The following is an 11250-nucleotide window of genomic DNA, read 5'->3' as shown; positions in this document are numbered from 1 at the left end:
CTCCGCCGCCCCCGCCGGCTCCGAACCCGCTCGGCCATCCGGCCGGAGGCGTGGTCCCACAGCAGGTAGGCGGCGACCCCGAACGGGACGGCGACGACGAACAGGAACAGCGAACTGCTCAACGCGAGCACCGACATCACCACCGCTACCCCGGCGAACACCGCCGCGATCCCCATCACCAGCGCGTCGCGGTCCACGGCCGATGTCGGTGGCGCGCGCCCGTAAACCCCTCGCCCGGCGCGACCGGCTCCCGCGGCGACGGCCGGCCCACGCAGGGGTGGCGTTGATACGCGGCGAGCGTCGAGCGGTGGGGATGAGCGTCACCGGACTCTGTCAGATCTGCGAGACCGCCGAGGCCGAGCGCACGTGTGGCGTCTGCGGCGCGGCCGTCTGTGAGGACGACTACGACGCCGACGCCGGGGCGTGTGTCGAGTGCGCCCGGATCGCGGGCGGCGGGGTCGACGGCGGCCCGGCGTAGCCGTCGGTCGCGCCCCTCGCGGTGCTCACTCGCGGTGACGGTTCAGCCGGTCGCGGAGCCGCTTGGCCGCCTGGCCCGCCGCCTTGTGGAACCGCTCGCCCGCGTCCTCGCCCGCGAAGATGATCCCGCGCGAGGAGTTGACCAGCCCCACCCCGTCTGCGGGACCGAACGTCGCCGCCGCCTCGGCGTCGCCCCCCTGCGCGCCGACGCCGGGGACGAGGAACGGCAGGTCCGGCACCGCCTCGCGTAGCTCTTCGAGTTCCGCGGGCGCGGTGGCCCCCACCACGAGTCCGACGTTGCCCGCCTCGTTCCAGCGGTCCGCGAGCGCGGCCACGCGGCGGTAGAGCGGTTCGCCCGACTCGAGTTCCAGTCCCTGGAGGTCGGCGCCGCCGGGGTTGGAGGTGCGACACAGCACGAACACGCCCTTCTCCTCCCGCGAGAGGAACGGGTCGAGCGAGTCGCGCCCCAGGTAGGGGTTGACGGTGATGGCGTCGACGTACTCCAACAACTCGGCGTACTCCCGCGCGGTGTTGCCGACGTCGCCCCGCTTGGCGTCCAACAGGACGGGCACGCCCTTCCCGTGGGCGTACGCGACCGTCTCGCGGAGCGACCGCCAGCCGTCGGCGTCCTCGTAGAAGGCGGCGTTCGGCTTGTAACACGCCGCGTACTCGTGGGTGGCGTCGATGATCCGCCGGTTGAACGCCCACCGGGGGAGGTCCTTCCCGCGGAGGTGCTCGGGGATACGGTCGGGGTCAGCGTCCAACCCGACCGAGACCAGGCTGTCGACGGCGTCGATGCGCTCGCGCAGGTCGGAGAAGAAGGGGTTGAACTCCGTCACTACCTCCCTGTGGGCGCCCCCCGGACGCTAAGTGTTGCCGTTCGCGCGGCTGCGACGCCGGCCGCGCGAGTCGGGCCGGGGTCCGGGCGGCTCGGAGCGGCCGCTCAGTCGTCGCTGCTGGCGGCGGTCCGCTCGAACGCCGCGCCGGCGTCGCCGCCGTCGGCCGCCTCGGGCACCTCGTCGCGCACGTCCGCGCCGCGCCCCTCCGCGATGACGTCGGCGTACGCGTCGGGCAGCACCCGCACGAAGTCGCCGACCGCGTTCGCCCAGTCGTCGAGCAGCGCCGCCGCCCGCTCGCTGTCGGTGTGGGTCGCGTGGTTCTCGACCAGTCGCTCCAACATTCGCTCGTCCGCCTCCGAGAGGTCGCCGCTGGTCGACACCATCTCGCGATTGACCTTCGCCTCGAACTCGTCGTCGGGGTCGTACACGTACGCCACGCCGCCGGACATCCCGGCCGCGAAGTTGCGGCCGGTGTCGCCGAGCACCGCGACGACGCCGCCGGTCATGTACTCACAGCCGTGGTCGCCGACGCCCTCGACCACCGCCTTCACGCCGGAGTTGCGCACCGCGAACCGCTCGCCGGCGACGCCGTTGACGTACGCCTCGCCCGACGTCGCGCCGTACAGCGCGACGTTGCCGACCAGCGTGTTCTCCGCGGGGTCGAACGCCGCGTCGGCGGGCGTCTCGACGACGACCCGGCCGCCCGACAGCCCCTTGCCGACGTAGTCGTTGGCGGCGCCCGTCAGCCGGGCGTCGACGCCGGGCGCGAGAAACGCGCCGAACGACTGGCCGACCGTTCCCTCGAAGTCGAGCGTCACCGTGCCGTCGGGGAGGCCGTCGCCGCCGTGCGTCTTCGACACCCGGTTCGAGAGGGTCGCGCCGACCGCGCGGTCGGTGTTCCGTACGTCGCCGCTGATCGTCACCGGCTCGCCCTCCTCGAGGGCGGGCTGGGCCGCCTCGATCAGCGCCCAGTCGATTGAGTCGGCGACGGCGGCGTGCGCCTGCTCGCGCACCTTCGTCCGCGCGCCCTCCGCGGGGTCGGCGAGCACGGCCGACAGGTCGAGGTGTTTCGCCTTCGGGTGGTCGGTCTCCGCCTGCGTCAGCACGTCCGGCCGGCCGACCATCTCCTCGACCGTCCGGAAGCCGAGCGACGCCATGATCTCGCGGAGCTCCTGTGCGATGTGGCTCATGAAGTGGACCACGTGCTCCGGCTCGCCCGGGAAGCGCTCGCGGAGGTCCTCCCGCTGGGTGGCGATGCCGACCGGGCAGGTGTTCTGGTGGCACTGCCGCGCCATCACACAGCCCGACGAGACGAGCGCGCCCGTGCCGAACGCGAACTCCTCGGCGCCCAACAGCGCGCCGACGGCGACGTCGCGGCCGGTCTTCATCCCGCCGTCGACGCTCACGCGGATCCGGTCGCGCAGGCCGGTCGCGCGAAGCATCTGGTTCGCCTCCGCCAGCCCGAGTTCCCACGGCAAGCCCGCGTTCTTGATGCTGGTCTTCGGCGAGGCGCCGGTGCCGCCGGAGTGACCCGAGACGTGTACGACGTCGGCTTCCGCCTTCGAGACGCCCGCCGCGATGGTGCCGATCCCCGCCTCCGACACCAGCTTCACGTTGACGTCGGCGTCGGGGTTCGCCGCCTTCAGGTCGTGGATCAGCTGTTTGAGGTCCTCGATCGAGTAGATGTCGTGCTGTGGGGGCGGCGAGATGAGGCCGACGCCCGGCGTCGAACACCGGACGTGCGCGATGTAGTCGTTCACCTTCTCGCCGGGGAGGTGGCCGCCCTCGCCCGGCTTCGACCCCTGCGCCATCTTGATCTGGATCTCCTCGGCGCTGGTGAGGTACTCGCTGGTGACGCCGAACCGCCCGGAGGCGACCTGCTTGACGTTACACTCCCGCTCCGTGTCGAACCGTTCGGGCGGCTCGCCGCCCTCGCCGGTGTTCGACTTCGCGTCGATCGAGTTCATCGCCTCCGCGTTGGTCTCGTGTGCCTCCGGCGAGAGGCTGCCGAGGCTCATCGCGGCCGTCGAGAAGCGTTTCACGATCTCCGAGACCGGCTCCACCTCGTCGAGCGGGACGGGGTCGCGGTCGGAGTCGAACTCGAGTAGCGACCGGAGTTCCGCCGGCTCGTCACCCCCGTTGACCTGCTCGGCGAACGTCCCCCAGTCGTCGTAGTCGCCGCTCCGGACCGCGGTGTGGAGCGCGTTCACCGAGTTGCGGTTCCAGCCGTGGTGGAGCCCCGACGAGCGGTTCTCGTACTCCCCTTGCGTCTCCAGTTCGGGGTCGTCGCCGAAGCCGACCGCGTGCCGCTTCCGGAGGTCGGACTCGACCTCCCCGAGACCGATCCCCTCGGTGCGGATCTCGGTCCCCTCGAAGTACTCGCCGACCAGCGCGGAGTCTAACCCCACCGCCTCGAACACCTGCGCGCCCTGGTAGCTCTCGACCGTCGAGATACCCATCTTCGCCATCGTCTTCAACAGCCCCTCCTCGAGCGCCTCCCGGTAGGCCGCGATCGCCTGCTCCTCGTCGGCGCCCTCGGGACCGGCGACGATGTCGCGTACCGTCTCGTAGGCGAGGTACGGACAGACCGCGTCCGCGCCGTACCCCACGAGACACGCGACGTGGTGGACCTCGCGGGGGTCCGCGGAGTCGACCACCAGCCCGCAGCGGGCGCGCAGCCCCTCGCGGACCAGCCCGTGGTGGACCGCGCCGGTCGCCAGCAGGCTGGGGACCGGGACGCGGTCGGCGCCGACGTCGCGGTCCGACAGCACGAGCACGTCCGCGCCCGCCTCCACCGCGGCGACGGCTCGCTCGCGGAGGTCGGCGACCGCCGCCGACAGCTCCTCGCTCTCGTCGAACGTCGCGTCGAGCGTCTCCGCGTTCAGCGCCCCGTCGGTCGCCGCGCCGACGTTCCGGAGCCCCGCCGCGGCCGCTTCGGTGAGGATCGGCGAGTCGCAGACCACCTGGCGGGCGTGCTCGCGCGACTCGTCGAGCAGGTTGCGCTGGGGACCGATCCGCGACTCGAGCGACGTGACCAACTCCTCGCGGATGTAGTCGATCGGCGGGTTCGACACCTGCGCGAACAGCTGTTTGAAGTAGGTGAACAGCGGTCGATCGTACGTCGACAGCACCGACAGCGGCGTGTCGTCGCCCATCGACCCCACCGGGTCGTGCCCCGACTCGGCCATCGGCTCGATCAGGTGGTCGAGCTGGTCGGTCGTGTAGCCGAACGTCGCCTGCAGTCCCCGGAGGTTTCCGTCGACCGGGGGGGCCTCGGCGCCGTCGACCACGGCGTCGAGGTCGCGCTGTTCGGCGTCGACCCACTCGCCGTAGCGGTCGGCGGTGAGGTCCGCGAACACCTCGTCGTCCGCGAGCACGCGCCCCGCCTCGCGGTCGGCGACGAACGTCTCGCCGGGCTGGAGCCGGCCGCGCTCCTCCACCTCGCTCGGCTCGTGTTCGAGCGCGCCCGCCTCGCTCGCCATCACCAGCCGGCCGTCCGTCGTCACGTCGTACCGGCACGGGCGCAGCCCGTTGCGGTCGAGCACGCCCGCGACCCGCTCGCCGTCGAAGCCGAGCACGAGCGCCGGGCCGTCCCACGGCTCGATCAGCGACGCGTGGTAGTCGTAGAAGGCGCGGCGGTCGTCGTCCATCGCGTCGTCGCCGCGGTACGCCTCCGGCACCAACATCCGGAGCGCGTGCGGCAGGTCGCGCCCGCCGTGGAGCAGCAGGTCGAGCGTCTCGTCGAGCGAGGCGGTGTCCGACTGACCGGGGTCCGACACGACGGGGGTTACGGCGTCGAGATCCGCCTCGGAGAAGCCGCCGCCCGAGAGGTCGCCCTCGCGGGCGCGCATCCAGTTGACGTTGCCGCGGATGGTGTTGAACTCGCCGTTGTGGACCACGTTGCGGTACGGGTGCGCGAGGTGCCACGCGCCGAGCGTGTTCGTCGAGAAGCGCGCGTGGACCAGCGCCACGCCCGACGTGAACCGGTCGTCGGCGAGGTCCGGGTAGTACGCCCGCAGTTGGCTCGCGGTCAGGAGACCCTTGTAGACGACGCGGCGGCGGTCGAGCGAGACGACGTAGAAGCGGCCCGCGCCGTCGACCTCGGGGGCGGCCGACTCGATGGCGCGGCGCGCGACGTACAGCCGTCGGTCGAACGCCTCGTCGTCGGGGTCGTCGGTCGGGGCGACGAACACCTGTCGGACGTCGGGTTCGGAGTCGAGCGCCGTCTCCCCCAGATCCGCGGCGTCGGCGTCGGTGGGCACGTCGCGCCACGTCACGATCTCAAGGTCGCGCTCGCTGAGTTCCCGTTCGAACAGCGCCTCCAGATCCGCGTGGACGGCGTCGTCGTCGGGGATGAACACCGACCCCACGGCGTACGTCTCGGGCAGGTCGTCGACCACTCCGCGGAAGAACTCGTCGGGGCGTTCGACCATCACGCCCGCCCCGTCGCCCGTGTTCGGTTCGGCGCCGGTCGCGCCGCGGTGTTCGAGATTCGAGAGGAGGTCGAGCGCGTCGGACACTACCGAGTGAGAACGGCCGCCGTCGAGGTCGACTACGGCCCCGACACCGCAGTTCGAGCGCTCGTCGGTCGGGTCCGCCAGCCCGTCCTGGGAGCACGTTGACACGTTCTGTTCAGTCATGTGCGGGAGTTCGCGGAGCGACGTAAAGCCGTGTCCCTGAAGGCATCATAGTGTACCAATACCATACAAGGGTGTATTAGGGGATCGGGGTCAGAAACGGAAGAAATATACGTGGCTCTTCCCGCCCGGGAAGTTTTCTTCCGTATCAGTAGGTGAAATCCCTAGAACGTTCGGAGTCGATATCCAAGTGAACAGTTAGCACGACGAACGATCGGATACGCGAGGGAAAATTGAACGCCGACCGGAGTCAGTACGACTTGGCGAAGTAGGCGGTCCGGGTGGCGTGGTCGCCACAGACCGCACAGTCGTCGTCGTGGTCGTCGTCGCGGCGGTCGTCGTCGTCGGGGAACGGCACCATCACGATCTCGGCGGCGATCTGGTCTTTGATCTCGGTCTCGCACGCCTCGTCGCCGCACCACGGCGCCTTCACGTAGCCGCCGTGCTGGCCGATCGTGCCGAGGATCTCGCTCCGGGAGTCCGCCTCGCGGACCTCGGTGTCGAGCCGTTCCTCGGCGGCCGCGTACAGTTTGCCGTACACCGTATCGAGGTGGTCCCGCGCCGTCTCGGCGACCCCCTCGCGGTCGACGGTCGTCTCCTCGCCGTCGGGGCGGTGGACGACCGTCACCTCGCCGTCGTCGACCTCGTGGGGACCGATCTCGAACCGCACGGGGACCCCTTTCAGCTCCCACTCGTTGAACTTGAACCCGGGGTTCCGGCTGTCGCGGTCGTCGAGTTCGACCCGGACGCCGGCCTCCTCCAACTCCTCGGCGATCCCCTCGGCGTACTCCAGCACCTCCGCTCGGGTGTCGGACTGCCAGATGGGGACGATCACGACCTGTTCGGGCGCGACCGTCGGCGGGAGCACCAGCCCCTGGTCGTCGGAGTGGGTCATGATCAGCGCGCCCAGCGCGCGCCAGGAGAACCCCCACGAGGTGGTGTGTGCGAGGTGGTCCTCCTCGTTCTCGTCGGCGTACGTGATGTCGAACGCCTCCGCGAACGAGGTGCCGAGGTAGTGGGAGGTGGCGCCCTGCACCGACTTGCCGTCGGGCATCAGCGCCTCCACCGTCGTGGTGGCGTCCGCGCCGGGGAACGTGTCGTGTTCGGGTTTCCGCCCCCTGAGAACCGGGATGCCGAGCATCTCCTCGTACGCCGACTCGTACTGGTCGAGCCTGAGCATCGTCTCGTTCCACGCGTCGTCCTCGTCGGCGTGGGCGGTGTGACCCTCCTGCCAGAGGAACTCCTTGGTGCGGAAGAACGGCTTGGTCTCGGTCGCCTCCCACCGCACGACCGAACACCACTGGTTCACCCGCAGCGGGAGGTCGCGGTGGCTCCGCACCCACTGGGAGATGTAGGGAGTGATGATCGACTCGGAGGTGGGCCGGACCGCGAGGCGTTCGTCGAGTTCCTCGGTGCCGCCGTGGGTGACCCACGCCACCTCGGGGTCGAACCCCTCGACGATGTCCTTCTCGGCTTCGAGGTAGCTCTCGGGGATGAACATCGGGAAGTAGGCGTTCTGCACCCCGGTCTCCTTGAATCGGGCGTCGAGGAAGCCCTGGAGCCGCTCCCACAGTTCGTACGCCCGCGGGCGGGTGACGATGAACCCGCTCATCCCATCGGGACCGTAGTTGGCCAGCCCCGCCTTCTGGACCACCTCGGCGTACCACTCGCCGGTCTCGTACTGCTTCGACTTGGTGACGCCGAGGTCCTGGTCGTCCCCGTCGTCGGCGTCGTGCGTGTCGCTCATGTTCGTATGTATCGTGGGTGTCGGACCGTCGTCTTAAACACGGTGCGTTCGGGTCGGCTCGCGAGAGCGCGAAGGGGAGAGGCGGGTGGCGGGGCTACGCGCCACCCGGCGGGACCGGGCGGACGCGGCGGCCGAGTCGGCTGTCGGCGCGGCGGGTCACGCCCGGAGCGTCGGCCGGGGCACACGAGAGTCTACCGCCGGTGTGACACCGGGTCGCGCGCGCCGCGAATCGTTTTCGGGTCGGGGTACGACCCCCGAACGTGGAGACGGTCGAACTCGACCCGACCGACGCCGCGGAACTGACCGCCCTGTACGCCGAGTACGGCTGGTGGGCCGACCGCGACGCCGGGGCGGTCGCGGCGGCGCTGTCGAACACCGACCTCGCGCTCGGGGTCCGCGACGGCGGCACCCTCGTGGCGGCGGCGCGCGTGCTCACCGACTTCGCCTACTACGCCCGGGTGTACGACGTGGTCGTCGCGGCCGACCGCCGCGGCGAGGGTCTCGGCCGGGCGCTGCTGTCGGCGCTCGCCGACGACGAGCGCCTCCGGGGGGTGAACCTCGCCCTGCTCTGCCGGGAGGGGCTGGTCCCCTTCTACGAGTCGGCGGGGTTCGAACCGTACCCCGAGACGGTCGGGCTACCCGAGGGCGGCGAGGAGCCGCTGGTCCGGATGGTCCGGCCGCGCGAGGGGCTACGGGACGACGAGGGGGGCGACGCGAGCGCGGACGACGAGACCCGAGTCGAGGGCGGAGGGGGCGGGGGGGACAACGGCGAGAGCCGCGACGACGAGGCGTAGACCGGCCGGCTCACTCCCCGTCGGCCGTCGGCTCCACCGAGAACGGGCTGTCGGACTCGCGCCACGACCAGCCGGGGAGGCGGGTCTGGAAGCCGGCCGCGAGCGCCGCGTCGAGGTCGTCAGCCCCCGCGGGGTCGTCGGCGTCGCCGTGGGTGTGGGCGTCCGCGACGTGGAACGTCGCCTCCGCGAGCAGCGCGAGCGGCTGACCGCCCGCGAGCGTCGCGGCCAACCGCCGGCCGAGGAGTTCGTCGACGACGAACCCGGGGTAGTCCCCCTGAACGTCGAGTTTCCGGAGGAGGCCGCAGAGCGCGGCGACGTTGACGGCGCGGTCGCCGTCGGCGAACACCGCGTCGACCTCGGCGCGGTACTGGTCGGCCGTCACGCGGGCCACGTCGGTCCCGAACAGGTCCGAGAGCGTCCCGCGCGTCTCGTTCACCAGCGGGACGACCACGTCGGCGCGGTCCCGGAGTCGGTCGCGCTCGTCGCGGACGCGCGCGGGCGTGAGTCGCATACGGGGGTGGTGGACGCGGCGCGGGTGGTGTCTTGCGTTTTGGGAAGGCTTTTATAATCAGGACTGATACGGTCGACCAAGCGGGTTTTCGTCGGCCCTCCGGGGTCGAACTTCGAACGGAGAGCCCGTATCATGCACTCTGCTCCCTCGAGTCGGACCGACGGTACCGTCTCGCCGCGGAGCGATGCGACCCAGTCCTCGCAGCTATGAGCCAAGTCGACAAGCAACTCGAAGACACGAAGGCGCAGATCGAAGCGGAGATACCGAGCGACGTCTCGGTGACCGACGTCAAGTACGAGGGGCCCGAACTGGTGGTGTACACGCGCCACCCCAAGGCGTTCGCGCAGAACGGCGACCTGATCCGGAACCTCGCCTCGAAGCTCCGGAAACGGATCACGGTCCGGCCGCACCCGGACGTGCTCTCGGACCCCCGCGAGGCCGAAGAGCGGATCAAGCAGGTCATCCCCGAGGACGCCGGCATCACCGACCTCGACTTCCACCAGGACACCGGCGAAGTTGTCATCGAGGCGCAAAAGCCCGGGATGGTGATCGGTCGCCACGGGTCGACCCTCCGGGAGATAACCCAGGAAGTGGGGTGGACCCCCGAGGTGGTGCGGACGCCGCCCATCGAGTCGTCGACGGTGTCGAACGTCCGGAACTTCCTGAAACAGGAGCGCGAGGAGCGCCGCGACATCCTCGAACGCGTCGGCCGCACCATCCACCGCGAGGAGATGGCCGACGAGCAGTGGGTCCGGATCACGACGCTCGGCTGCTGCCGGGAGGTCGGCCGCGCCTCGTTCATCCTCAACACGGCGGAGACGCGCGTGTTGGTCGACTGCGGCGACAAACCCGGCGCGGAGGGGGAGGTGCCGTACCTCCAGGTGCCCGAGGCGCTCGGGGCGGGCGCGCAGAACCTCGACGCGGTGGTGCTCACGCACGCCCACCTCGACCACTCGGCGCTCATCCCGCTGCTGTTCAAGTACGGCTACGACGGCCCCATCTACTGTACGGAGCCGACGCGCGACCTGATGGGCCTGCTCACCCTCGACTACCTCGACGTCGCCTCGAAGGAGGGACGGACGCCCCCCTACGAGTCCGCGCAGGTCCGGGAGGCGATCAAACACACCATCCCGCTGGAGTACGGCGACGTGACCGACATCGCCCCCGACGTGAAACTCACCTTCCACAACGCGGGGCACATCCTCGGGTCGGCGGTGAGCCACTTCCACATCGGCGACGGGCTGTACAACGTCGCCTTCTCGGGTGACATCCACTACGACGACACCCGACTGTTCAACGGCGCCGTCAACGACTTCCCGCGCGTGGAGACGCTCGTGATGGAGTCGACGTACGGCGGTCGGAACGACTACCAGACCGACCAGGAGGACTCCGAGCGCAAGCTGAAGGAGGTGATCAACCGGACGCACGACCGCGGGGGGAAGCTACTCATCCCCGCGTTCGCGGTGGGCCGCTCACAGGAGATGATGCTCGTCATCGAGCAGGCGATGCGCAACGGCGACATCCCCGAGATGCCGGTCCACCTCGACGGGATGATCTGGGAGGCGACCGCGATCCACACCACCTACCCCGAGTACCTCCGCGACGAACTGCGCGATAGGATCTTCCACGAGGACGAGAACCCGTTCCTCGCCGACCAGTTCAACCACATCGACGGCGGCGAGGAGGAGCGACAGGAGGTGGCCGACGGCGACCCCTGTATCATCCTCTCGACGTCGGGGATGGTCACCGGCGGGCCGATCATGTCGTGGCTCCGCCACCTCGGCACCGAGGAGGAGTCGACGCTCACCTTCGTCGGCTACCAGGCGCAGGGGACGCTCGGCCGGCGGATACAGAACGGCTGGGAGGAGATCCCGATCAGCGACCGGGGCAACGGCGGCGGCGGGCGCACCTCGACGCTCACCCTCAAGATGAACGTCGAGACGGTCGACGGCTTCTCCGGGCACGCCGACCGCCAGGGGCTGGAGAACTTCGTGAAGACGATGAACCCTCGCCCCGAGAAGGTGCTCTGCGTCCACGGCGACGAGCGCTCCGTCCAAGACTTCTCGTCGTCGCTGTACCACGACTACAACATGCGGACGTTCGCGCCGAAGAACCTGGAGACGTTCCGCTTCAAATAAAGAACCTCTTTTCGCGGGGTAGCTTCCTCGCTCGCTTCGCTCGCTGCGGGAGCCAGCCCGCCAAAACCCGTTCATGCCAAAACCCCCGAGCACTCCCTTCGGTCGTG

At 70.3% G+C, this 11250-nt stretch carries 7 protein-coding genes and 1 pseudogene; 3 read left to right on the top strand and 5 right to left on the bottom strand.

From position 1 onward, the window contains the following. Positions 1-197 (bottom strand): annotated as a pseudogene (locus K933_RS06270) (J domain-containing protein); the annotation flags it as partial. A gap of 116 nt (positions 198-313) precedes the next feature. Between K933_RS06270 and K933_RS18635 the strand changes: the two are divergent. After that, entirely contained in the window at positions 314-478 is a 165-nt protein-coding gene (locus tag K933_RS18635) for a hypothetical protein (RefSeq protein ID WP_023393857.1), read from the top strand. Between the two features lie 25 nt (positions 479-503). Here the strand turns inward: K933_RS18635 and pyrF are convergent, their stop codons facing one another. The 3 genes from pyrF to proS all read right to left on the bottom strand — a co-directional run bounded on the left by pyrF (position 504) and on the right by proS (position 7700). After that, positions 504-1316 (bottom strand): orotidine-5'-phosphate decarboxylase, encoded by an 813-nt coding sequence (gene pyrF / locus K933_RS06265; RefSeq protein ID WP_023393856.1) that lies wholly within the window; start codon positions 1314-1316, stop codon positions 504-506. Positions 1317-1420: 104 nt separating this feature from the next. Continuing rightward, a complete protein-coding gene (gene gltB, locus K933_RS06260) occupies positions 1421-5956 on the bottom strand; it encodes a glutamate synthase large subunit (protein ID WP_023393855.1) in 4536 nt (1511 codons plus the stop codon). Between the two features lie 247 nt (positions 5957-6203). Then, entirely contained in the window at positions 6204-7700 is a 1497-nt protein-coding gene (proS, locus tag K933_RS06255; RefSeq protein ID WP_023393854.1) for a proline--tRNA ligase, read from the bottom strand. Positions 7701-7960: 260 nt separating this feature from the next. On the opposite strand from proS, the gene K933_RS06250 reads away from it, so the two are divergent. Then, a complete protein-coding gene (locus K933_RS06250) occupies positions 7961-8494 on the top strand; it encodes a GNAT family N-acetyltransferase (RefSeq protein WP_023393853.1) in 534 nt (177 codons plus the stop codon). A gap of 10 nt (positions 8495-8504) precedes the next feature. Here K933_RS06250 and K933_RS06245 read toward each other — a convergent pair whose 3' ends face one another. After that, positions 8505-9005, bottom strand: coding sequence for a hypothetical protein (locus tag K933_RS06245; protein WP_023393852.1), 501 nt, complete (start codon positions 9003-9005; stop codon positions 8505-8507). 206 nt (positions 9006-9211) lie between these two features. Here K933_RS06245 and K933_RS06240 point away from each other — a divergent pair, with 206 nt between their 5' ends. Then, positions 9212-11143 (top strand): beta-CASP ribonuclease aCPSF1, encoded by a 1932-nt coding sequence (locus K933_RS06240; protein ID WP_023393851.1) that lies wholly within the window; start codon positions 9212-9214, stop codon positions 11141-11143. Positions 11144-11250 lie beyond the last annotated feature (107 nt).

The organism is Candidatus Halobonum tyrrellensis G22 (assembly GCF_000495475.1).
Classification (GTDB): domain Archaea; phylum Halobacteriota; class Halobacteria; order Halobacteriales; family Haloferacaceae; genus Halobonum; species Halobonum tyrrellense.
Note: the sequence above shows the minus strand (reverse complement) of the source record. Positions and strands in the feature narration are given on the sequence as shown.

What these genes read in the sequence shown, in the direction of transcription:
- proS (WP_023393854.1), bottom strand. Translation starts at nt 7,700, where the DNA reads ATGAGCGACACGCACGACGCCGACGACGGGGACGACCAGGACCTCGGC.
- K933_RS18635 (WP_023393857.1), top strand. Translation starts at nt 314, where the DNA reads ATGAGCGTCACCGGACTCTGTCAGATCTGCGAGACCGCCGAGGCCGAG.
- K933_RS06245 (WP_023393852.1), bottom strand. Translation starts at nt 9,005, where the DNA reads ATGCGACTCACGCCCGCGCGCGTCCGCGACGAGCGCGACCGACTCCGG.
- gltB (WP_023393855.1), bottom strand. Translation starts at nt 5,956, where the DNA reads ATGACTGAACAGAACGTGTCAACGTGCTCCCAGGACGGGCTGGCGGAC.
- K933_RS06240 (WP_023393851.1), top strand. Translation starts at nt 9,212, where the DNA reads ATGAGCCAAGTCGACAAGCAACTCGAAGACACGAAGGCGCAGATCGAA.